The 22,294-nt window shown below is 39.1% G+C and carries 22 protein-coding genes; 7 read left to right on the top strand and 15 right to left on the bottom strand.

All coding sequences use genetic code 11. The features are described 5' to 3' along the window. Positions 1-171: 171 nt before the first annotated feature. From ADA56_RS01950 to ADA56_RS01940, 3 genes are all read right to left on the bottom strand, one after another. Complete coding sequence (locus ADA56_RS01950; protein WP_005696743.1) at positions 172-1,164, bottom strand: amidohydrolase family protein; 993 nt, start codon at positions 1,162-1,164, stop codon at positions 172-174. A 190-nt stretch (positions 1,165-1,354) separates the two neighbouring features. After that, entirely contained in the window at positions 1,355-3,097 is a 1,743-nt protein-coding gene (locus ADA56_RS01945) for a DUF3413 domain-containing protein (protein ID WP_049368943.1), read from the bottom strand. 1 nt (position 3,098) lies between these two features. Further along, on the bottom strand, positions 3,099-3,317 hold the full coding sequence (locus ADA56_RS01940; protein WP_005698664.1) for a YejL family protein: 219 nt from the start codon (positions 3,315-3,317) through the stop codon (positions 3,099-3,101). A 139-nt stretch (positions 3,318-3,456) separates the two neighbouring features. Between ADA56_RS01940 and yejK the strand changes: the two genes are divergently transcribed. The 4 genes from yejK to cpxA all read left to right on the top strand — a co-directional run bounded on the left by yejK (position 3,457) and on the right by cpxA (position 7,126). Then, entirely contained in the window at positions 3,457-4,473 is a 1,017-nt protein-coding gene (yejK, locus tag ADA56_RS01935) for a nucleoid-associated protein YejK (RefSeq protein ID WP_049368942.1), read from the top strand. A gap of 62 nt (positions 4,474-4,535) precedes the next feature. Next, entirely contained in the window at positions 4,536-4,949 is a 414-nt protein-coding gene (gene bamE / locus ADA56_RS01930) for an outer membrane protein assembly factor BamE (RefSeq protein ID WP_049368941.1), read from the top strand. Positions 4,950-5,012: 63 nt separating this feature from the next. Continuing rightward, complete coding sequence (locus tag ADA56_RS01925; RefSeq protein WP_049368940.1) at positions 5,013-5,723, top strand: response regulator; 711 nt, start codon at positions 5,013-5,015, stop codon at positions 5,721-5,723. Further along, on the top strand, positions 5,723-7,126 hold the full coding sequence (cpxA, locus tag ADA56_RS01920) for an envelope stress sensor histidine kinase CpxA (protein ID WP_049368939.1): 1,404 nt from the start codon (positions 5,723-5,725) through the stop codon (positions 7,124-7,126). Before ADA56_RS01925 ends, cpxA begins: the two co-directional genes overlap by 1 nt. Positions 7,127-7,163: 37 nt before the next feature. Here the strand turns inward: cpxA and ADA56_RS01915 are convergent, their stop codons facing one another. Both ADA56_RS01915 and ADA56_RS01910 read right to left on the bottom strand, forming a co-directional pair. Beyond that, complete coding sequence (locus ADA56_RS01915) at positions 7,164-9,332, bottom strand: heavy metal translocating P-type ATPase (protein WP_049368938.1); 2,169 nt, start codon at positions 9,330-9,332, stop codon at positions 7,164-7,166. Continuing rightward, positions 9,319-9,528, bottom strand: a complete 210-nt coding sequence (locus ADA56_RS01910) for a heavy-metal-associated domain-containing protein (protein WP_049368937.1) — start codon at positions 9,526-9,528, stop codon at positions 9,319-9,321. Before ADA56_RS01910 ends, ADA56_RS01915 begins: the two co-directional genes overlap by 14 nt. Before the next feature lie 80 nt (positions 9,529-9,608). Here ADA56_RS01910 and cueR point away from each other — a divergent pair, with 80 nt between their 5' ends. After that, positions 9,609-9,995 carry a Cu(I)-responsive transcriptional regulator gene (gene cueR, locus ADA56_RS01905; RefSeq protein ID WP_049368936.1) on the top strand — a complete coding sequence of 129 codons (387 nt, stop codon included), beginning with the start codon at positions 9,609-9,611 and terminating at the stop codon, positions 9,993-9,995. 1 nt (position 9,996) lies between these two features. Here cueR and metJ read toward each other — a convergent pair whose 3' ends face one another. Further along, a complete protein-coding gene (gene metJ, locus ADA56_RS01900; protein WP_005696757.1) occupies positions 9,997-10,314 on the bottom strand; it encodes a met regulon transcriptional regulator MetJ in 318 nt (105 codons plus the stop codon). A 227-nt stretch (positions 10,315-10,541) separates the two neighbouring features. Between metJ and aqpZ the strand changes: the two genes are divergently transcribed. Continuing rightward, complete coding sequence (gene aqpZ, locus ADA56_RS01895) at positions 10,542-11,231, top strand: aquaporin Z (protein ID WP_049368935.1); 690 nt, start codon at positions 10,542-10,544, stop codon at positions 11,229-11,231. A gap of 113 nt (positions 11,232-11,344) precedes the next feature. Here the strand turns inward: aqpZ and galU are convergent, their stop codons facing one another. From galU to ADA56_RS01855, 8 genes are all read right to left on the bottom strand, one after another. After that, the gene (gene galU / locus ADA56_RS01890; protein WP_049368934.1) at positions 11,345-12,232 is read right to left on the bottom strand and encodes a UTP--glucose-1-phosphate uridylyltransferase GalU; all 888 of its coding nucleotides are present in this window, start codon (positions 12,230-12,232) and stop codon (positions 11,345-11,347) included. A 223-nt stretch (positions 12,233-12,455) separates the two neighbouring features. Next, a complete protein-coding gene (gene csrA, locus ADA56_RS01885) occupies positions 12,456-12,647 on the bottom strand; it encodes a carbon storage regulator CsrA (RefSeq protein WP_014064854.1) in 192 nt (63 codons plus the stop codon). Positions 12,648-12,725: 78 nt separating this feature from the next. Further along, the gene (gene alaS / locus ADA56_RS01880) at positions 12,726-15,350 is read right to left on the bottom strand and encodes an alanine--tRNA ligase (protein ID WP_049368933.1); all 2,625 of its coding nucleotides are present in this window, start codon (positions 15,348-15,350) and stop codon (positions 12,726-12,728) included. Between the two features lie 187 nt (positions 15,351-15,537). Then, positions 15,538-15,963, bottom strand: coding sequence for a universal stress protein UspA (uspA, locus tag ADA56_RS01875; RefSeq protein WP_005698692.1), 426 nt, complete (start codon positions 15,961-15,963; stop codon positions 15,538-15,540). 103 nt (positions 15,964-16,066) lie between these two features. Beyond that, entirely contained in the window at positions 16,067-17,359 is a 1,293-nt protein-coding gene (gene pepP / locus ADA56_RS01870; RefSeq protein ID WP_049368932.1) for a Xaa-Pro aminopeptidase, read from the bottom strand. A 12-nt stretch (positions 17,360-17,371) separates the two neighbouring features. Next, positions 17,372-17,920, bottom strand: coding sequence for a YecA family protein (locus ADA56_RS01865; RefSeq protein ID WP_049368931.1), 549 nt, complete (start codon positions 17,918-17,920; stop codon positions 17,372-17,374). Between the two features lie 111 nt (positions 17,921-18,031). Further along, entirely contained in the window at positions 18,032-19,678 is a 1,647-nt protein-coding gene (groL, locus tag ADA56_RS01860; protein ID WP_049368930.1) for a chaperonin GroEL, read from the bottom strand. A 22-nt stretch (positions 19,679-19,700) separates the two neighbouring features. Continuing rightward, complete coding sequence (locus ADA56_RS01855) at positions 19,701-19,991, bottom strand: co-chaperone GroES (RefSeq protein WP_005696765.1); 291 nt, start codon at positions 19,989-19,991, stop codon at positions 19,701-19,703. A 221-nt stretch (positions 19,992-20,212) separates the two neighbouring features. Here ADA56_RS01855 and aspA point away from each other — a divergent pair, with 221 nt between their 5' ends. After that, entirely contained in the window at positions 20,213-21,631 is a 1,419-nt protein-coding gene (gene aspA, locus ADA56_RS01850; RefSeq protein WP_049368929.1) for an aspartate ammonia-lyase, read from the top strand. A 61-nt stretch (positions 21,632-21,692) separates the two neighbouring features. Here the strand turns inward: aspA and ADA56_RS01845 are convergent, their stop codons facing one another. Beyond that, positions 21,693-22,292 carry a DJ-1/PfpI family protein gene (locus ADA56_RS01845; protein ID WP_049368928.1) on the bottom strand — a complete coding sequence of 200 codons (600 nt, stop codon included), beginning with the start codon at positions 22,290-22,292 and terminating at the stop codon, positions 21,693-21,695. Positions 22,293-22,294 lie beyond the last annotated feature (2 nt).

The raw sequence follows: 22,294 nt of genomic DNA, 5'->3' as shown, positions 1-22,294 counted from the left end.
GCACCTCCCTTACAAGGAGGGGGTCACTGGTTCGAGACCGGTATCGCCCACCACTTTTCTTAAAGTCCTTTTTTAAATCAGTCAAATTAGCATTAGTTCTGTTTTATCTTATAAATAAAAACGGCCACAAAACGTTTCGTTTTATGACCGCACTTTTATTAGATTTTAGGATTAAACTGGCTCTAAACCTAACACTTTACGTCCGTTGATACTCGCAATATCAACCATTGCATCAAGATGAGGGAAACGACAGCCCGCAGCAAGCAAGCTTAATTCTTGCCATAAATCCCCTTCACAAAGTGGCACCATGTAATCACAGATATTATCCGTACCTAACGCGACTGTAATCCCTTCTGGAATCATTTCATCTGCAGGTGTCAAGGCATTATGGAAAGGCATTAAATCTTCTTTTCGGTTACTATCAATCCATGCCATTGGGCAAGCAATCATCATCATTTTTGCCTGACGCATTTTTTCATAAAGTTTATAACGATATTCTCTGCTATGCGCACCAATGGAAATTCCATGAATCGCCACGACTCGACCTTCCATACCATGCTCGATAGTTTTGTCGCAAAGCTGCTCTGTTTCTTTTTCTTTCGGAGAGTTGAATTGGTCCACATGCACATGACACATAATGCCTCGAGACTTAGCCGCATCGAGTAAAATATCCATTGCTTCAAGGCCGCGACCATAATCAAGCTCATCGCGATAAGGTAAGCCTCCAATCATATCCACCATATCTGAGCCAATATCAAACCATTTGCGTGCTTCCGGCTCAATCACCCCTTTTAAGGTCTGATTGGCAAATTTCAAAATAATGTCATGCTTATAAACTTCGCGAGCTTTATGCGCAGCAATGATAGCTCGGTCTTCGCAAATTGGGTCAATATCTACAAAAGTACCAAATGCAGTTACCCCTTGGGAAATCATCAGCTCAATCGATTGACAGAAACGGGCGTAATAATCATCAACACTTGATGTACGTTTAACTTCGTCCACTAAATCCCATTTTTGTTGAAGATTACTATTGTGATAAATGCCGATTTTTTCGGGTGTCATTGTAAAAGCACGATCTGCGTGAGCATGAGCATTGACCCAGCCACCTTTTTTAATGATTTCGTCTCGAATAAACGTTTTAAAGCTACGAACGTGATTTCTCATAATAACTCCGCCAAAAAAGAAAGGAAAAGAGAGACGAGAAGTGTATTAATTGAAAAGCAAACCCAATAAGGATCTGGTCTATTGTGAATTGTTTGCAATGTTATGAAAAATTCGCAGATTTTAATTAATAACATCTTTTCAGTCTTTCAACTGAGTGCAAAGTATAAGATTTTAAGCACAAAAAAGCTATCTATTTATTGACAAAAGAACGCTCTTGTTTGAAGACGTCTAAGAACAAGCCGAGTGGTGGGCGGCTTGAAGATTGCTCAGTATAAGTGCGGTCAAATTTCTTATAGTTTCCTTTGCGATCAATATGATACTGTGTGCCATCCGGTTGAATAATGACATTCCAACGGAAATTTGATGCCAACACCCAAGGATCGCCATTAAGCTCAAATAAATTGCGACCTTGTGCATAATCCGAAATTGGATTTTTCACTTTAAAGATCGATGACATCAATGCTGGCAATAAATCGGTATGGCTTGTTAATTTTGTCACTTCTTGTACCGGCAAATCTTTCCAGTAAACAATAAATGGCACTTGGATTTCATCACGACCAAAATAGTTTTCTTTCGCTTTTTCATCCAGCTTATTAAACGTTGTACCATGCTCTGCCGTAATGATGACAATCGTATTATCTAAGGAAACTGATGCTAAAGTGTCATCAATTTGTTGATCAATCTCCGCAAGCGATTTGGTGTAATTTTCTTCCGTTAGATCCGCAATATCTAAATCCACATAAGCAAACCAAGGTTTATCCTCTTTTAAAAGAGATAAAACACCATTTATCGCTTCTTTTGGCGAAGAAGCTTTCACTTTAGGCAATTTCACATTACGGAATAAAGCTTGTTTAAACAAGCTGTCTTTAAATACTGTAGATGAATAAGCGACAAATTGATATTTTTCATCTTGCAACTTTTTGATTAACACTGACGGCGTATGATTACTCAAAATACTGTCCGTATAATTCGCATTCAGTCCATAGAATAAGCCTACTAAGCCGGCATTGTTCGTATTGCCGCTGCTGTAATGATTCGTAAATTGAGTAGAACTTGTGGCAAACTCAAACAATTTAGGCATTTTCTCGCTCGTTAGCGCATCATAACGTAAGCCTGAAATGGTAATCACGAGAATATTTGGTTTGTTTTCAACTTGCTCAAACTGAAGATCTTTTTTCGGATAATCAATTTTTAATGCATCCAAACGCCCTTCTTGCTCTAAACGCTGTGAGTATGTTTCCGCATTAATAAACCCTTGTTTTTCCAAAAAGGTTCTTGCTGTCATTGGATAAGAAAGTGGGAAGTTTGAACGCTGCATAGTAATCGGACGATATAAAAATGCATCCGCCCAAGCGTAGATTAAGTGTGTCGCGACAAACGTGGAAGTCAGCACTAATCCCACTTTCTTCAGCCATTTCTGACGTTCTAAGCTACGTAATTTTTCCCAACTCCAACGGGAGAAAAGCATTTGGATTAGCAAAATAATCGGCATTGGCGCAAAGAAAATTTGCCAATCCCGTGAGAGATCGCCCTTTTCAGGGTTCACTAACAAATTCCAAACAATAGAAGAAAGGTGGATATTAAAGCGGTTAAATACTTCTGTATCAAACAGCAGTAATGTGGTGCAAATTGTCGCAATAATCACCGTTAGGCCACGGAAAGTGCGGTGATTTTTGATGATAAAACTCAGTGGAAAAATAACCAGCAAATACAGGGCAAAAACACAAAAGCTGAAATGGCCTAATAAGCTGATGAAGAAATAAATTTTGCCGAGTAATGTGTCGGGCCAGTCAATGAGAAAGGCATAACGACTGCCAATAAGAATTGCGATGATAATGTTAAAAAAAGCAAACCAATGTCCCCACGAAATTTTTCGTGAGGTTTCTTCACGGTATTCACGCCCGTTGAATTTGCTCTTTTTAAACCAAAACATTTTATTTTATTTTTACCGAATTCATTAGAGAGTTGGCAAAGGCTTGAGCTAGAGCTTCACGCTGTGCGGCTGGCACGCTAGTGGTCAATAAATTACTGGCCATATTGCCTAAAGCGATAAGAGAAAGATCAACGGGTGCTTTGTGAGTTTCAAGTACGCTAATCATGTCGTTAATGATGGCATTAACTTGCCCATCGGAATACTTTGAATGTTGAGCCATTTGGAATGTTTAAGCCTGTTCTAAATACAAAAAAACTTCTCATATCATACCCGATAATTTGTCCAATCTGAATAATTTCTTTTTTCTTGCTTAAAAAGTGCGGTTATAATTTAAGGTAAATTTTACGAAGGAAAAAATTATGAGCATTACGGTTAATCAAATCGTGCTACATCAATTAGTTAAGCACGCTGAAAATGAAACCACTACCATGGAAAGCGTGTTGCGTGATGAACTTCTTGCCATTACGCCGGAAGTCGAACAAATGATGTTGCAATTACATCAAGGTTATCAAAATAAAGGTAAAGCATTTGGTGTCTTCCAAGAGAATTCCATTTTTGCACAAGATCTGAATCGTTTATTAGAAAATGAAATCAACTTTTTAAATTTCAGCCAACAATCCACGAAATTATTAGCGCAAGAATTGGGCAAATATAATTTTGCTGACAGTGGCACACTAATCCTATGCCAATATAACTTTTTAGCAACGGATTACTTATTCATCGCCCTGTTAGATAGTCGTATCAGTATGTTAGTTGACGAAAATCTTGAAATTCGCCGAACAGAATACTTAGATATCACGCAATTTGATATTGCGGCACGTATCAACTTAACGGATTTGCAAGTGAACGCAAACTCAAACCGCTATCTCACCTTCATTAAAGGTCGTGTAGGCCGTAAAATTAGTGACTTCTTTATGGATTTCTTGGGTGCAGAAGAAGGGTTAAATCCACAAGTTCAAAACCAATGCTTATTACAAGCGGTAAATGACTACTGTGAACAGGGTGAATTGAACAAAGAGCAAACCCAAGCAGTCAAAAAACAGGTATTTGAGTACTGCAAAGGTCAATTAGCAAGCGGTGATGAGATCGCATTAACTGAACTTTCAGCTAATTTGCCGACTCTAAACGAGCGCCCTTTTGTCACCTTTACAGAAGAGCAAGATTACGGCTTGGAAGAAACGATTCCACCAGTACGTTCAGCCTTAAAAACATTAGCGAAATTTTCAGGTTCCGGTAAAGGGGTGACATTAAGTTTTGATGCGGATTTATTGAATAACCGTATTGAATGGGATCCACTTACAGATACTTTAACAATCAAAGGGATACCACCAAATCTGAAAGATCAACTTCAAAAAGCATTAAAGTGCGATAATTAATTTGGCAAGATCATAAAGTTTCGGTATCATTCGACATAACTTTGCAGTAAAAGGTAAAAAATATGCAATTAAAAACATTTTTAGGTGCAGTTGTTTTGGCATTAAGCTTAACTTCTTGTTCAACTGTACAAAAAGTAGTTTATCGTATTGATGTACCACAAGGTAACTATTTAGAAGCGGCCACTGTGGCACAAGTAAAACCAGGCATGACCGCCCAACAAGTACAATATTTACTTGGTACACCGGTTTTAATTGATCCTTATAGTAACTTAACTTGGTATTACGTATTCTTACAACAACACTCTTACCAAAAACCTGAGCAGCACACATTTACAGTGAAATTTGATCAAAACGGTTTAGTAAGTAGTGCAGAATTAGATAAGCCATTACCTGAAGTGGCAAAACAAGACGAAAATAATACTATTATCAGCACACCTGAAAACTCAGGTAAGAAAAGCTGGTGGAAATTCTGGTAATCATTTAAAAATAACACCTGCTTGTCATATCAAGCAGGTTCGTTGTATTACAAGGGAATGAAAATGTCAAAGATTCTATTAGTTGATGATGATATTGAACTAACAGATTTACTTGCTGAAGTTTTACGACTGACCGGTTTTGAAGTCGAAGTCGCGAATAATGGCCAAGAAGCGTTAGATAAGCTAAATGCAAGCCACCAGTTAGTTTTACTCGATATCATGATGCCCGTATTAAACGGGATTGAAACACTCAAGAAAATTCGCCAAACATCAAATGTCCCTGTAATGATGCTTACCGCTCGAGGTGAAGAAATCGATCGTGTTCTTGGCTTAGAACTCGGTGCCGATGACTATTTACCAAAACCTTTTAACGATCGAGAACTGGTTGCTCGCATTAAAGCTATTTTACGTCGTGCTACGCCAGTAGAAAAAGAAAATACTCAAAATTCGACCGCACTTCCATCAGAAGAGAATACATTGGAATTTTATGGTTTAGTCCTTCATTCTGGTCTTCAACAAGCCTCTTATAAAGGGCAGGATCTCGGTCTAACCGGCTCTGAATTTGCCCTACTTCATAAACTTGTGCTTCGTCCTGGACAAATTGTCTCGCGTGAAGAATTAAGTATGAATGTGCTTGGCAAACACCTTTCTCCTTTCGATCGCTCGATTGATATGCATATGTCAAACTTGCGCAAAAAACTTCCAGAAAGAGACAATGGCTTACCATGGCTGAAAACGCTACGTGGTCGTGGTTACTTATTGGTTTGTGAATAATGCTTATTAAGAAATTTAGCTTAAATCAGCTCACTATACGCACATTCACTGTCTTTTGGTTGGCATTCTTTGCCATGACCGCGCTTTTAGTCGCACTCCCTTATTTTGATAGCCGCTTATACTCAGATTTAAATCAAAATGAAATATCGAGCTATCAAAAGAAACTCGTTGAATCAATTCGTAACAATAGAATCAATGGTATTCTCGCAGGCGTTCCTGTGCTTCCAACTGATAAATTCGACTCTGCTCGCCCAGTCATCATGACGCCTGAAAAAGAAATCTTCGGCGCTTTAGGCGAAGAAAGAATACATATTGCTCAGTTCGCCCAAGAATCAAGTAACTTCGCCCAGCCACAACGCAAAACGTTTAAAGATATTCAAATTGCAGGACCTTTTAAAGTCTATATTGGTGATTCCGACCAAGCATCCGAATTATTCTTTGTGTCTCGAGCAAATGGCCAACAAGAAATCTTACGTTATATGCTTGATCACCCTTGGATCTTACTGCTCTTAACGTTAATTATCACGACTCCTTTGCTTTGGTGGTTCACTCATACCATCGTCAAACCGATTACCAATTTGCAAAAAGCCGCTAATAGCGTGGCATTAGGTAACTTCAAAGTTGATAATGAGCTAGCGAATCATGGTCCATCAGAATTACGAGAAGTCGGTCAAAGCTTTAACAAGATGTCGATTGCGATTGATAATCTCATTTCGAATCAACACAATCTACTGTCATCTATTTCTCATGAATTAAAAACACCACTGACACGTTTACAACTTTCCACAGCCTTGGTTCGCCATCAAACGGGTGATATTGAGCCAGTTAAACGCATTGAGAAAGAAATCCAACGAATGGACAAAATGATTAGCGAGTTGTTACTCATTTCTCGTCAACAAATGCATTCTCAAATGGAGCATAATTTATTCCCTATCAATCAGCTTTGGGATGATGTGATAAAAGATGCCTTATTTGAAGCTGAACAGCGCCATATTACCTGCGATATCAATATTTCTATTTTACATCCTGAAAAACATATGATTTATGGCAACCTAAGTTTGCTCACCAGTGCGATTGAAAATATTATTCGAAACGCCTTGAAATACACGAAAGATCGTATTTTCTTAACCATTGATTTACATAAAAATGAACAGGATGATAATTGTCTGCAAATTCGAGTAGATGATAATGGCTTGGGATTACCACCAGAAGAATTTGATAAAATCTTTAAACCATTCTATCGAGTTGATGAAACCAGAACACGTGCCACTGGCGGAACAGGACTAGGTTTAACAATTGTCTATAATGTAGTGAATGAACACAATGGAAAAGTATGGGCGGAATCCAGTAATTTAGGTGGACTTGCCGTCACGATTCAACTTCCAGTATGGAAACAAAGTTAGTTCAAACAAAAGGCGATATTTTCATATCGCCTTTTTCTTATCTAATTTTCACTCGTTTTAATCGCAATGCATTGGATAGCACAGAAAGTGAACTCATCGCCATTGCTGCGCCCGCTAATACAGGACTTAAATAGCCCAATGCGGCAAGTGGAATACCTAGTACATTGTAAATGAGAGCAAAGAATAAGTTTTGCTTAATATTCTTTAATGTTGCTCTGGAAATCATTAACCCATCAACTAACTGTTCAACTGAATGCTGCATGAGTGTCGCCGATGCAGTTTGTTCTGCTACATCAGAACCCGATTTCATCGCAAAGCTTACGTTAGCCATTGCTAATGCGGGTGCATCATTCACACCATCACCAACCATTGCGACCACTTTGCCTTGCTGACGTAATCTCTCAATATAAGTCGCTTTGTCACGTGGACTGCAATTACCCTGTGCAGTTTTCACACCTACTTGCTGGGCAACATAATCAACGACAGATTGTTGATCACCACTCATCATCACCACATCAATATTATGTTGATGTAAGCGTTGAATCGCTTGCAAACTATCCTCTTTTAGACTGTCTGCTAATGCAAAAGCACCGATTGGACTGTTATCTACAGATACCGCAACAATACTCGCAATTTGCCAAATTTGAGGCATATTATCTGGTAAGGTTAATTCACAATAAGTCGGCTTACCGACTTTAACCAAACCTATTCCGTCAATATGAGCTGAGATGCCCATACCCACTTCTGAATGAACTGAAAGTGCGGTCGGAATTTCAAGTGATTTTTCCTGCGCAGCCAGGACTATCGCTTTAGCTAAAGGATGATTGGCATTTTGCTCAACGGAAGCCGTAATACGATACAAATCTTCCTCAGAATAGACCGCACTTTGTGGTTGCCAAACAGCGGCAATTTTGAGCTCTCCTTGAGTTAGCGTTCCTGTTTTGTCTAATACCACCGTATCCACATGCGCCGCCTCTTCCATAGATGCCGCATCTTTAAACCAAATCCCTGCATTGACTGCTTTCCCCATTCCCACCATTACGGCAGCAGGTGTAGCAAGCCCTAACGCACAAGGACAAGCGATAACTAACACGGCAACCGCATGAATTAAAGCGGTAACCCAATCTCCTTTTATCCACCAGGTTAATCCAAATGTTATCGCGGAAATCAACAACACGGCAGGCACAAATACAGCTGCAACTTTATCAGCAAAACGAGCAATGGGTGCTTTTGTACCTTGCGCCTCGGAAAGCGCTTTCATCATATCGCCCAATAGCGTTTGCTGGCCGAGTTGATTAGCTCGATAAATAAGACTACCTTGTGTCACCATTGCTCCTGCAAGCACAGGGCTTTGAGACATTTTTTCTAATGGTTGAGATTCACCAGTTAAATGGCTTTCATCACACCACCCTGTCCCTTGTTCAACGATACCATCCGCGGCAATACGTTCACCTTGATTAGCTCGTAAAATATCGCCTATTTTTACTTGATCGAGAGAAATCGTCTTCCAACGATTTTCACGTTGAACACTCACTTGTTTTGGGGTGAGTTGTAATAATAATCCTAAACTATTTAAGCTTTGTTTCTTCGTTCTTTCCTCAAGAAATTTCCCAAGGCTGACGAAACCGATGACCATCACCGATGCTTCAAAATAAACATGAGATGCGCCATCATGCCCCATTGACTGATGATAAAAAAGCATAAAGACTGAATAGAGATAAATCGCCAACGTACCTGTACTCACTAGTACATCCATATTGGCTAAACCACCTCGAATACTACCAATCGCACCTTTATAAAAAGGAATGGCTAACCAGAGTTGCACAATGCTCGCAAGAACAAATTGCCACATTGGCGGCATCATCCAAGAATGATGATTAAACATCATCCCGATCATTCCGATTAAAAAAGGAATGTTAATGAACAAAAGCAACCATAAACGTGGACTAATCTTCGTTTCATTGGGCGTGCTAGGCAACACATTTTGCTTTAGAATGCCATTAAATCCCGCTTTTTGAATAATTGTTAAAATATCTTGTTCTGAAGCCTGAGATGAATCAAATACTACATGGGCTTCCTCCGCAGCAAAATTCACACCCGCTTCAGAGACAAAATCTTTTCGATTCAACACCTTCTCAATCCTATTAGCACAGGATTGGCAGGTCATCCCCTCGATTTGAATGGCTATTTTTTTATTCTGTTGCATAAAAACCTGCGTCTTCAATTGTTTCAATTAATTGTGGAATACTGACCGCACTTTCATCAAAGGTAACTACTGCTTTACCGTCATCAAGTGTCACTACGGCTTTTTCTACGCCATTAAGCTCTTCCAATACTCTAGTGACGCTTTTCACACAACCACCACAAGTCATTCCTGTTACATGTAATGTAATTGATTTCATATTTACTCCTTAATTATTGATATAGATTGAAATTAAGCTTACTATAAACCTTAACATAAGGTTAAGGTCAAGGATTTTTTATGAACATTAGTGAAGTGGCAAAATTAGTCGGTTTATCAAGTAAACAAATTCGGGATTATGAAAAGTCCGGCTTATTAAAGCCTGCACAGAGAAGCCTTTCTGGTTATCGCCATTATGAAGAAAAGGATTTAGAACGACTACGTTTTATTCGTCACTCTCGAGATGTTGGGTTCTCACTCCAACAAATTCAACAGCTTTTGCAATTACAGGATAATCCCAATCGTAGTAGTCGAGAAGTTAAAGCACTTACGACGCAGCATATTAAAGCATTGAATGAGCAAATTCATCACTTGCAAAAAATGGTAGAGGAATTAGAACGATGGCATAACGCTTGTCAGGGCAATGATTACCCTGAATGCAGTATTTTGGAAGGATTAAAAGGATAAATTAATATTCCCAGCTTTCAGGATCGATGCCTAAATCACGCATGATCTCTTTGGCATTTTCAGGAATCTCATCATGGCGTTCTTTCATTAAATCTGCATCAGTCGGTAATGGCTGCCCCGTAAAAGCATGTAAAAATGCCTCACAAAGCAATTCACTATTTGTTGCATGGCGCAAACTTTTTAACTGACGACGCGTACGCTCGTTTGTCAGAATTTCCAATACTTTAATTGGAATAGAAACTGTAATTTTTTTGACTTGCTCGCTCTTTTTGCCATGCTCTGCATAAGGGCTAATATATTTGCCATCCCAGTTTGCCATAATGCACCTTAAATAACCTGATAATTTATCCGTATTTTAATGAAAAATAAGCAAAATGACAATCTAGACGGCTAAAAGTATAGCATGCTATTTCCCTTACATTCACTTACAAACATTTACAATAATTTGCAGAACTAAAAACCATTACCTTTGACTAAATACCCGTTGCATTCGCAATGCATTATTGTTATTTGAAGATAACGACATGTTTAATATTGAGGTCTATTATGTCAAAAAAACTTTTTGCTGAATTTTTCGGTACATTTTGGTTAGTTTTCGGTGGTTGTGGTAGTGCAATCTTTGCTGCTTCTGTCAACCTAGGTATCGGTTATGTGGGCGTTGCATTTGCCTTCGGTTTAACCGTATTAACCATGGCTTACGCTGTAGGTCACATTTCTGGTGGTCACTTTAACCCAGCTGTAACACTTGGTTTAGTGGCTGGCGGTCGTTTCTCTGCGAAAGATGCCCTTCCATACATCGTTTCTCAAGTAGTTGGTGGTTTAGTAGCGGGTGCAGCACTTTATCTTATCGCATCAGGTAAAGCTGGCTTTGATGTGACTGCAGGTTTCGCATCTAACGGCTACGGCGAACATTCTCCAGAAGGTTATTCTTTAGAAGCAGTATTCGTAGCAGAAGTATTATTAACTGCATTCTTCTTATTAATCATCATGGGTTCAACTCATAAAAATGCAGCTGCAGGTTTTGCGCCAATCGCAATCGGTTTAGGTTTAACCCTAATCCACTTAATCAGCATTCCTGTATCAAATACCTCTGTAAACCCAGCGCGTAGTACTGCTGTTGCGCTATTCCAAGGTTCTTGGGCAATCGACCAATTATGGTTATTCTGGGTGGCACCGATTATCGGTGGTATTTTAGGTGGTATTATCTACCGCACTTTATTAGCGAAAAATAACTAAGATTTCGTTTATAGAGAAAGAAGAAGGCATCATCAGATGCCTTCTTTTTTTATCTTTTATATTGTGTAATCCAAATATATAAATAAAAACCACCTTTCGGTGGTTTCAGTCAATTATAAGGTTTTTACAAGATCTTTTAGGAAAGCTTTAAACTCTTTACCTAACTTATCATGACGAAGACCATATTCGACAAAGGCTTCCATATAGCCAATCTTGTCACCACAGTCAAAGCTTCTGCCTGTCATATGGAACGCTTCAACGATCTCTTTCTCGATAAGCATATCAATTGCATCCGTTAATTGGATTTCATCACCCACACCAACTGGTGTTTTTTCTAATAAATCCCAAATCTCCGCAGAGAATACATAACGACCGACAACCGCAAGATTTGATGGAGCTTCTTCAACAGATGGTTTTTCAACAATGCTATTAATCTTAACGCTATCACCGCCTTTTAACTCTACACCACCACAATCCGCGATACCATAGCTACTCACTTCATCAGCGGCAACAGGCGCTACCATAATTTGGCTTGCTTGTGTTTCTTTAAAACGTTTAATCATTGCTGAAAGATTTTCTTTCTTTTGATTTGCTGTAAAATCCGCTAAAAGCACATCAGGTAACACCACTGCAAATGGCTCATTTCCAACAACTGGACGACCACATAACACCGCATGACCTAAACCTTTCGCATTGCCTTGACGAACATGCATAATTGTTACATCTTTAGGGCAAATAGAACGCACCTCTTCTAGAAGTTGACGTTTAACACGCTTCTCAAGCATGGTTTCCAACTCAAAAGACGTATCAAAGTGGTTTTCAATCGCATTTTTAGAAGAATGTGTGACTAACACGATTTCTTTGATACCAGCAGCCACACACTCATTTACAACATATTGAATCAGAGGCTTATCCACAAGCGTTAACATTTCTTTTGGAATCGCTTTTGTTGCTGGCAACATACGGGTGCCGAGACCGGCTACAGGAATAATTGCTTTCATTAGATTTCCTTTTTGTTTAAATATTCAATGACCACACTTCTGCAATACAAAAGTGCGGTCATTATTTATTAAATTTTGATAGATTTAAGTTGGAAAAGTTCCTTCTCTACCTTTATAACTCAAATTTCCGTTATTTAAAATCTTGCAAACCAATGGGTTTAATTTTTGAAAAAACGTTAATTAAATTATAAATAGAATGTAAAACATTCATAAAACTCTAGGTCTAAGATGCCTCATCTATATGTTCATCTTTTGACTGCAGAATTCGTTGGTAAATTTCCTCTCGGTGAACGGATACTTCTTTAGGCGCTTGCACACCGAGTTTGACCTGGTTTCCACGTACACTCAAAACCGTGATAGAAATATCGTCTCCAATGAGAACACTTTCGCCAACTTTTCGAGTTAAGATTAACATCTTTTATCTCCTTAGTTTGCATTTATTAGATATCCCTATCAATCAAGTAAAGATCGGCATCCCACCGACCTGCTTGTACTACAGATTATTGCTTAACCAGTTTTGTGCGACAGTTAATGCTAGATTCACATTTTCTGGTTGGGAGCCTCCTGCCATTGCCATATCAGGGCGACCACCGCCTTTCCCACCAACTTGCTGAGCCATTAAATTCACTAGCTCACCAGCCTTCACTTTAGTAGTTAAATCGCTTGTTACGCCAACGACGAGGTTGACTTTATCATCTAAAATAGATGCAAATACAATTACGCCTGAACCAAGTTGATTTTTTAAATCATCAACCATCACACGTAACGATTTAGTTTCAATTCCGTCTAGTTGATGTACGATTACAGAAACATCATTAATTTTAACCGCACTTTTCACTAAATCGGAACCCGCTTGCATTGCGGCTTTTTCTTTTAATCCTTGTAATTCTTTTTCTGCTTTCTTCGCTTTATCTTGAAGTTGCTGAATTTTCTCAACAAGGGTATTAACGTCAGATTTAAATAAATCTGCACTTTGAGTAAGAATACGTTGTTGGTTATGTAACCAATGAATTGCATTTTCACCCGTTACCGCTTCAATACGACGAACACCTGCTGCAACTGCAGTTTCCGCCACAATTTTAAATAAACCGATATCACCGGTACGTTTAGCATGAATGCCACCACAAAGTTCAACGGAGAAATCTCCCATTGTTAAAACGCGTACCACATCAGCATATTTTTCACCGAATAACGCCATTGCACCTTTCGCTTTTGCCGCTTCGATATCCATTATGTCCGTTTGAACTACAAAATTCTCACGCACTTTTTGGTTTACCAATGTTTCAATTTCATTAAGCTGTGCTTTGGTAATCGCTTCCGGATGAGCAAAGTCAAAACGTAATGCTGTATCAGATACTAACGATCCTTTTTGCACTACATGGTGACCTAAAACTTGACGCAATGCGGCATGTAATAAGTGTGTTGCAGAATGATTAAGTGACGTTTGATGACGTCTTGCTGCATCTACAACCGCATTGACTGTTTGTCCGACTTTTAAAGTACCTTGTTCTAACTCACCAATATGACCAAATACTTGACCATATTTTTGAGTATCTTTTACATTAAACTGAATACCTTGAGAGGTTAAATAACCACTGTCACCAATTTGACCACCTGATTCTGCATAGAATGGGGTGTTTTCTAAAATCACCACGGCACTTTGGCCTGCAGTAATACTCTCTACTGATTTACCATCATGGAAAAGTGCGGTCACTTTGGCTAAAGATTCTGATTCAGTATAGCCTTCAAATTTTGTTTCACCTTCTACACGAATAACACTGTTGTAATCCATGCCGAATTGGCTTGCAGATTGTGCGCGTAAGCGTTGTGCTTCCATTTCACGCTCAAAACCTGCTTCATCAATTGCAATATCACGCTCGCGACATACGTCCGCTGTTAAATCAAGTGGGAAGCCATAAGTATCATAAAGTTTAAAGGCGACTTCACCTGACAACACACCATCTTTCACTTGAGCAAGCGCATCGTCTAATAAGCTTAATCCGCGCTCTAATGTACGAGCAAATTGTTCTTCTTCTAAACGAAGTAATTTTTCGACATTCGCTTGTTTTTCCTTAACTTCTTTGCCGGCTTCCGCCATGACTTCAATTAAGGTTGGCACAAGTTTGTAGAAGAATGCTTCTTTAGCACCTAACAAGTGACCATGACGTACCGCTCGACGGATAATACGACGTAATACATAACCGCGACCTTCGTTTGATGGAATTACGCCATCTGCAATTAAATAGGCACAAGAACGAATGTGGTCTGCAATTACGCGTAATGATTTATTGGTTAAATCTGTTGTTCCGACGATTTCAGCTGTTTTCGCAATTAATTTTTGGAAAATATCGATCTCATAGTTAGAGTTTACGTGCTGTAATACAGCAGAAATACGCTCTAACCCCATCCCAGTATCAACAGATGGACGTGGTAATTTTTCCATTGTGCCGTCTGCTTGACGGTTAAATTGCATGAATACCACGTTCCAAATTTCGATATAACGGTCACCATCTTCTTCAGGTGAACCTGGAGGTCCCCCCCAAATGTGCTCACCGTGATCGTAGAAAATTTCGGTACATGGGCCACAAGGACCGGTATCACCCATTGCCCAGAAGTTATCTGATGCATAAGGCGCACCTTTGTTATCACCGATACGAATAATACGCTCTGCTGGCACACCAACTTCTTTATGCCAAATATCATAAGCTTCATTATCAGTTTCATACACGGTTACCCATAATTTTTCTTTTGGTAACCCGAGCCATTGTGGAGAGGTTAAGAACTCCCACGCAAAATTAATCGCATCATGTTTGAAATAGTCGCCAAAGCTGAAGTTGCCTAGCATTTCAAAGAAAGTATGGTGACGCGCCGTATAACCGACGTTTTCTAAGTCATTATGCTTACCACCTGCGCGTACACAACGTTGTGCTGTTGTCGCACGTGTGTAAGGACGTTTGTCCATACCAAGGAACACGTCTTTAAATTGGTTCATACCGGCATTAGTGAAAAGCAATGTCGGATCATTTTCAGGCACAAGCGAACTACTTGCGACGACCTGATGCCCCTTGCTATGGAAAAAATCAAGGAATGACTGTCTAATTTCTGCTGTTGTTTTCATTGATAAAACCTTGTGTCTCTATCTCGATCACGATTTATAAAAAAGCTCACTATTCTTGCATATTTTGACCTAGAGAAAAAGGCTTTTTCACTGATCTTAAAAAAGAAAACCGCACTCTACTGCATTAATTGAGAAGTGCGGTTAAAATTTACGTTATTTTAATAGGGCTAAAAATAATTTTTGATCACTATTCGTCGCGAAGTGGCACAACCAACATATCAATTTTAATCGTATTCATCACTTGACGTGTTGAAGACATTAATTTACTCCAGAAATCTTGGTGATGACCTGTCACTAATAGATCTACATCATACTGATCAATAGCGTCTGTCAAAACTTGACCTAAATCACCGCTACCGCTCAATTTTTCTTTTATTGGATAACCCGCATGTTCCGCTAAATTAATTAGCGCTTTTTGGGTTTCGCTCGAGATTCTATCTTGCATAGATGACATATTGACATCAATTAAACCAGTATAGAGATCCGAGAAGTTTACATCTACATGGATGATGGAAAGTTGCGCATCATTACGTTTTGCAATTCCCACAGCTTTTTTGAGTAGAAATTCACTTTCATCAGAAAGATCTACCGCAACTAAAACGTGTTTGTACATAATCGACTCCTTACTGATTTGATTGGTCTTTTTTATCTGACAGTATATTAGCAGCTTAACTGGACAAAAAACTTGCACTAGATCACATTTTTGAGAATTCTTCTCAATTTTTCATTAAATTTTCAATGTCATCGATTTCTTTTGGTGCCGCCGCGGTCAGATTTTTATTGCCATATTCTGTCATGAGCAAGTTATCCTCGATACGCACGCCAATGCCTTTATATTGAGCAGGCACATCCGCCTCTTCTGAAATATAAATACCTGGCTCAACTGTGATGATCATCCCTACTTCAAGTGTACGGCTACGTTCATCATCATAACGGCCAACATCGTGCACATCCAAGCCAAGCCAATGGCCTAAACCATGCATATAAAATTGACGATAAGCTTTTTCTTCAATCAGCTTATCGACATCCCCTTTCAGAATGCCTAAATCCACCAAGCCTTGAGTTTTAATACGGATCACTTCATCATTTGCCAGTTTAATTGAATTACCAGGCACTAATAGCTCAATCGCACGTTTTTGTGCTTTTAAAACTAATTCATAAATCTCACGTTGTGGCTGAGTAAATTTACCGTTCACCGGGAATGTACGTGTGATATCACCTGCATACATAGCAAATTCACAACCAGCATCAATTAACACAAGATCGCCATCTTTCAAAGGTTGATCATTTTCAGTGTAGTGCAAGATACAGGCATTATCGCCCCCGGCAATAATGGAATTGTAAGACGGGAATCTTGCTCCATGACGATTAAATTCATGCAGAATTTCGCTTTCTATTTCATATTCAAAACGATTTGGGCGAGTCACTTGCATCGCCTTAATATGCCCAAATGCCGTAATCTGTCCCGCTTGTTGCATTAAGCGAATTTCGTTTGGAGATTTAATTAAGCGCATTTCACTTAACATCGGCTGCCAATCAAAAACAGCATAAAATTTCACCGCACTTTCGGCTAATAATTTATCACCCCAAGGATGACGATCGGCCACATGATAAAGTGCGGTCAATTTTTCCGTTAATTTTGGAAATTCTGTTTTAAAATCATCGATAGAATAGGCTTCATCGACATTGAGTTTTTGCGGTGCGCGCTCAACGCCTAATCGGCGACCATTCCAGGTTTCAAGCAAAGGATCTCGCGGACGAAGAAATATCATTGCCTTTTCTGCATCTTCCGTTTTAATCAATAACAACGCTGCATTTGGCTCATTAAATCCCGTTAAATACCAAAAGTAACTGTCTTGACGGAAAGGAAAATCGCAGTCGTTATTACGACGTTTCTCAATTTCGGAAAATAGCAATAAAGCAGAATTTGGCTGCATTTGTGCGAATACTTTTTGACGACGTTCTGTAAATTCTTCTTGCGGTAATGCCGCCATGTATGCGAGATCCATGTTTCGTTCCTTTTAATGTAATATCGGTTTTATTTCTTGTGCATCATCGTTGAAATGGGTGTAAAACAGCATGGCAATGGTGCGAACATATTCAATAATTTCTTCTAAGGCTTCGGCAAGCTCTTCTTCATCATCATCTTCTTCATAACCAAGCTGACAAATATCTTGTAAATCATCTACCGCTTCGCCAATTTCGCCTTTTTCTTTACCCAATTCAGTCTGAACAAGCCCTAAACCCAGTAAAAATTGGTTTGCCCAGTCTGATAGACTGTCTGCACGTGCAAACACGCTCTCATCTTCGGTTAAGCCTAATTCAAAATCAAATCCTTCTACATCCCCTAAGGTTTTACCAATCTGTTCATAGATTTCGGTAATCGGCTGAATTAATGCGGTTGGATAGGCGTGGTTATCGTTACTGAATTGATATAAAAGCGGTAACCAGCTTTGATCTTTCAGTCCACCACAAATTAAGCCGCTCAAAAAGCCATGTAATTCAGTTGCATTAATACCAATACCGGCAGATTTGAGTTGTTGATTAAGTTCAGTTTGGGAAATTGTCATTGTTATACCTATAAAATCATCGAAAACCACTAAAGTGTAGCACCACACAAATAAAAATGCGATCGCATTTCTATAAAGAAAAACGATCGCACTTTCTTTTGCAAAGGGGAATTACATCATTCCGCCCATGCCTCCCATACCGCCCATGCCGGCAGCACCTAAATCGGCTTTATCATCTTTTGGAAGGTCGGTCACCATACATTCTGTGGTAATCATTAAGCCTGCTACAGAAGCCGCGAATTGTAATGCAGAACGAGTGACTTTAGTTGGATCTAGAATACCCATTTCGATCATGTCGCCATACTGTTCAGTACCTGCGTTATAACCAAAGTTACCTTCGCCATTTTTAACCGCACTTGCCACAACAGATGCTTCTTCACCTGCGTTAGTGACGATTTGACGAAGTGGCGCTTCCATTGCACGTAATGCAAGTTTGATACCTACATCTTGTTCTTCGTTATCACCTTTTAAGGTTGCCGCTACTTTGGTTGCAGCACGAACTAATGCAACACCACCACCAGCAACGATACCTTCTTCAACTGCTGCACGAGTTGCGTGTAATGCATCATCCACACGATCTTTTTTCTCTTTCATTTCAACTTCAGTTGCTGCACCAACTTTGATTACAGCGACACCGCCGGCAAGTTTAGCCACGCGCTCTTGAAGTTTTTCTTTGTCATAATCAGAAGTTGATTCTTCGATTTGTTGACGAATTTGCGCTACGCGACCTTTTATTTGCGCTTCATCACCCACACCATCGATAATCGTGGTATTATCTTTGTTGATGACAACACGTTTTGCTTGACCTAAATCTTCTAATGTCGCTTTTTCAAGTTCCATACCGATTTCTTCAGAAATCACGGTACCAGCAGTTAAGATCGCAATATCTTGTAACATTGCTTTACGACGATCACCAAAACCAGGTGCTTTCACTGCTGCCACTTTCACGATACCGCGCATGGTATTCACAACTAAGGTTGCAAGCGCTTCACCTTCAATGTCTTCAGCAATAATTAATAATGGTTTGCCCGCTTTTGCGACACCTTCTAATACTGGAAGTAATTCACGGATATTTGATACTTTTTTATCCACTAAAAGAATGTATGGGTTATCTAATTCAACAGTTGCCGTTTCTGGTTTGTTGATGAAATAAGGTGATAAGTAACCACGATCGAATTGCATCCCTTCCACAACTGCTAATTCATCATCAAGGCCTGTACCGTCTTCTACAGTAATCACGCCTTCTTTACCCACTTTTTCCATTGCTTGAGCAATTAATTGACCCACAATGCTGTCAGAGTTAGCAGAAATTGTCCCTACTTGCTCAATTTCTTTAGAGGTTTCACAAGGTTTAGATAAATTTTTAAGCTCAGTAACAACCGCACTTACTGCTTTATCGATACCGCGTTTTAAATCCATTGGATTCATGCCCGCAGCCACAGCTTTTAAACCTTCATTTACGATAGCTTGAGCAAGAACTGTCGCAGTCGTTGTACCGTCACCCGCTGCATCATTGGCTTTAGAGGCAACCTCTTTCACCATTTGTGCACCCATGTTTTCAAATTTATCTTCTAATTCAATTTCACGTGCGACAGATACACCATCTTTAGTGATGGTTGGTGCACCAAATGATTTATCTAAAATGACATTACGACCTTTAGGGCCAAGGGTCACTTTTACTGCATCTGCTAATACATTCACGCCTTTAAGCATTTTTACGCGTGCATCGTTACCAAATTTTACGTCTTTTGCTGCCATTTTCTTTTTTCCTTAATTTAAATTATTCCACAATCGCCAAAATGTCGTTTTCAGAAATGATTAACACTTCTTCACCATCGATTTTTTCACTTTTCACGCCATAACCATCATTGAAAATAACTGTATCGCCAACTTTCACATCTAAAGGTTGAACGGTACCATTTTCCAAAATACGGCCTTTACCCACTGCCAATACTTTCGCACGGGTTGATTTAGTCGCTGCTGAACCGGTTAATACAATACCGCCAGCTGAAAGGGTTTCTACTTCTTCACGTTTAATGATTACACGATCGTGTAAAGGACGAATATTCATGATTAATTTCCTTCTTATTAAAATAAAGTGTTTTAAATGTGGGGATAACTTTTTCGGTTTCAAGGGGATAAATAAAAAAATTTCACCCTAAAAAAATTTATGCCAGAAATAAAAATATCTCTTATACGTCTTATTTGAAATGTGATCCACGTCAAATTTATTTTCTATTTAAATTCCTATAATTAACTCAAATTAATTAACAACCAGGAAAGGTGATTAAAATGACTCAATACAGAAAAGAAGTGGATTTATTAGGTGAACGCGATGTGCCAGCTGATGCATACTGGGGTATCCATACCTTAAGAGCGGTTGAAAACTTCAATATTTCTAATGTAACCATTTCTGATGTACCAGAATTTGTTCGCGGCATGGTAATGGTAAAAAAAGCAACTGCCCTAGCGAATGGTGAATTAGGTGCTATTCCAAGTGATATTGCAAAAGCGATTGTAGCGGCTTGTGATGAAATTCTTACCACGGGGAAATGCTTAGATCAATTCCCATCTGATGTATATCAAGGTGGTGCGGGTACTTCTGTTAATATGAATACCAACGAAGTAGTTGCTAACCTCGCACTTGAAAAAATTGGTCATAAAAAAGGTGAATATGATGTTATTAACCCAATGGACCACGTGAACGCTAGCCAATCTACCAACGATGCGTATCCTACCGGTTTCCGTATTGCAGTATATAACAGCATTTTGAAACTTATCGACAAAATCCAATACTTACATGATGGTTTCGATAATAAAGCAAAAGAATTTGCTAAAATTTTAAAAATGGGTCGTACCCAATTACAAGATGCGGTACCTATGACCGTTGGTCAAGAGTTTAAAGCCTTTGCCGTATTACTTGAAGAAGAAGTACGTAACTTAAAACGTACCGCTGAGTTGCTCCTTGAAGTCAACCTTGGTGCAACCGCAATCGGTACTGGTTTAAATACACCACAAGGTTATACAGAATTAGTAGTAAAACACCTTGCCAAGGTAACTGGATTACCTTGCGTACCCGCTGAAAACTTAATCGAAGCAACATCTGACTGTGGTGCTTATGTCATGGTTCATGGTGCATTAAAACGTACCGCAGTAAAACTATCTAAAGTATGTAACGACTTACGTTTACTCTCTTCTGGTCCACGTGCAGGTATTAAAGAAATTAACTTACCTGAATTACAAGCAGGTTCTTCTATCATGCCTGCAAAAGTAAACCCAGTTATTCCAGAAGTGGTGAACCAAGTATGCTTTAAAGTAATTGGTAACGATACTACCGTTACTTTCGCATCTGAAGCAGGTCAATTACAATTAAACGTAATGGAACCAGTGATTGGTCAAGCAATGTTTGAATCTATCGACATCTTAACCAATGCTTGCGTGAACTTACGCGATAAATGTGTAGACGGTATTACTGTAAACAAAGAAATTTGTGAAAACTACGTATTCAACTCAATCGGTATCGTGACTTACTTGAATCCATTTATCGGTCACCATAATGGCGACTTAGTGGGTAAAATCTGTGCTCAAACCGGTAAAGGCGTACGTGAAGTTGTATTAGAAAAAGGTTTATTAACAGCAGAACAATTGGATGATATCCTTTCTGTAGAAAACTTAATGAACCCAACTTATAAAGCGAAATTAAATAAATAATCTCGCTGAGGTATAAAAAGAGCGGTCAATTTTGACCGCTCTTTTGTTTAATCTAAAACTATTATTCATATCCATAGAGTCGAGCAAAATTATCTACACAAGGATCTTTTTGCCAATGATATTCGGTGTGGTTAGCAATGTCTTGAGCCAAGTCATTGCCATAGTAATCAGCAATAAACCCAAGTGCCATATCCATACCAGCAGAAACACCTGATGAAGTGTAAAACTTCCCTTCTTTCACCCACCTTGCAATGGGTTGCCATTTTACAGCTGGACGACATTGTTTTACCCATTCAAAAGATTTTTTATTAGAAGTCGCTTTTAAACTATCTAATCGCCCCGTACAAGCCAATAATGCTGAACCTGTACAAACACTGAGACAAATCTCTGACTCATCAATCCATTTACCAAGCTGATTAATAAATTGTTCATCGTTTACTAACTGACGCGTTCCCTGCCCCCCAATAACCCATAACGCACTATGAGGTAATAAATGTTCTAGCTTTTCTGTTTCAATATAAAATCCTTGCTTACTACGAATTAATCCACCGACTTGGGATACATAGTGAAGCTTAACATTAGGGACTCTTGTTAAAAACTCAACAGGCCCCATTAGATCTAACGTTTCATAGTCATCAAAGACAAGGCAATAAATGTCCATTT

It is taken from the genome of Parahaemophilus parainfluenzae (assembly GCF_001055095.1).
In the GTDB taxonomy this organism is placed as follows: domain Bacteria; phylum Pseudomonadota; class Gammaproteobacteria; order Enterobacterales; family Pasteurellaceae; genus Haemophilus_D; species Haemophilus_D parainfluenzae_Z.
Note: the sequence above shows the minus strand (reverse complement) of the source record. Positions and strands in the feature narration are given on the sequence as shown.

Bases quoted from the DNA above. Each gene is read 5' to 3' on its own strand.
- metJ (WP_005696757.1), bottom strand. From the start codon at position 10,314: ATGGCAAACTGGGATGGCAAATATATTAGCCCTTATGCAGAGCATGGC.
- ADA56_RS01945 (WP_049368943.1), bottom strand. From the start codon at position 3,097: ATGTTTTGGTTTAAAAAGAGCAAATTCAACGGGCGTGAATACCGTGAA.
- ADA56_RS01915 (WP_049368938.1), bottom strand. From the start codon at position 9,332: ATGCAACAGAATAAAAAAATAGCCATTCAAATCGAGGGGATGACCTGC.
- ADA56_RS01855 (WP_005696765.1), bottom strand. From the start codon at position 19,991: ATGAATATTCGTCCTTTACACGATCGTGTAATCATTAAACGTGAAGAA.
- uspA (WP_005698692.1), bottom strand. From the start codon at position 15,963: ATGTACAAACACGTTTTAGTTGCGGTAGATCTTTCTGATGAAAGTGAA.
- groL (WP_049368930.1), bottom strand. From the start codon at position 19,678: ATGGCAGCAAAAGACGTAAAATTTGGTAACGATGCACGCGTAAAAATG.
- ADA56_RS01925 (WP_049368940.1), top strand. From the start codon at position 5,013: ATGTCAAAGATTCTATTAGTTGATGATGATATTGAACTAACAGATTTA.
- cueR (WP_049368936.1), top strand. From the start codon at position 9,609: ATGAACATTAGTGAAGTGGCAAAATTAGTCGGTTTATCAAGTAAACAA.
- ADA56_RS01910 (WP_049368937.1), bottom strand. From the start codon at position 9,528: ATGAAATCAATTACATTACATGTAACAGGAATGACTTGTGGTGGTTGT.
- ADA56_RS01845 (WP_049368928.1), bottom strand. From the start codon at position 22,292: ATGGACATTTATTGCCTTGTCTTTGATGACTATGAAACGTTAGATCTA.
- galU (WP_049368934.1), bottom strand. From the start codon at position 12,232: ATGAAAGCAATTATTCCTGTAGCCGGTCTCGGCACCCGTATGTTGCCA.
- aspA (WP_049368929.1), top strand. From the start codon at position 20,213: ATGACTCAATACAGAAAAGAAGTGGATTTATTAGGTGAACGCGATGTG.
- csrA (WP_014064854.1), bottom strand. From the start codon at position 12,647: ATGTTAATCTTAACTCGAAAAGTTGGCGAAAGTGTTCTCATTGGAGAC.
- pepP (WP_049368932.1), bottom strand. From the start codon at position 17,359: ATGGATCTCGCATACATGGCGGCATTACCGCAAGAAGAATTTACAGAA.
- ADA56_RS01940 (WP_005698664.1), bottom strand. From the start codon at position 3,317: ATGGCTCAACATTCAAAGTATTCCGATGGGCAAGTTAATGCCATCATT.
- bamE (WP_049368941.1), top strand. From the start codon at position 4,536: ATGCAATTAAAAACATTTTTAGGTGCAGTTGTTTTGGCATTAAGCTTA.
- aqpZ (WP_049368935.1), top strand. From the start codon at position 10,542: ATGTCAAAAAAACTTTTTGCTGAATTTTTCGGTACATTTTGGTTAGTT.
- cpxA (WP_049368939.1), top strand. From the start codon at position 5,723: ATGCTTATTAAGAAATTTAGCTTAAATCAGCTCACTATACGCACATTC.
- alaS (WP_049368933.1), bottom strand. From the start codon at position 15,350: ATGAAAACAACAGCAGAAATTAGACAGTCATTCCTTGATTTTTTCCAT.
- ADA56_RS01950 (WP_005696743.1), bottom strand. From the start codon at position 1,164: ATGAGAAATCACGTTCGTAGCTTTAAAACGTTTATTCGAGACGAAATC.
- yejK (WP_049368942.1), top strand. From the start codon at position 3,457: ATGAGCATTACGGTTAATCAAATCGTGCTACATCAATTAGTTAAGCAC.
- ADA56_RS01865 (WP_049368931.1), bottom strand. From the start codon at position 17,920: ATGACAATTTCCCAAACTGAACTTAATCAACAACTCAAATCTGCCGGT.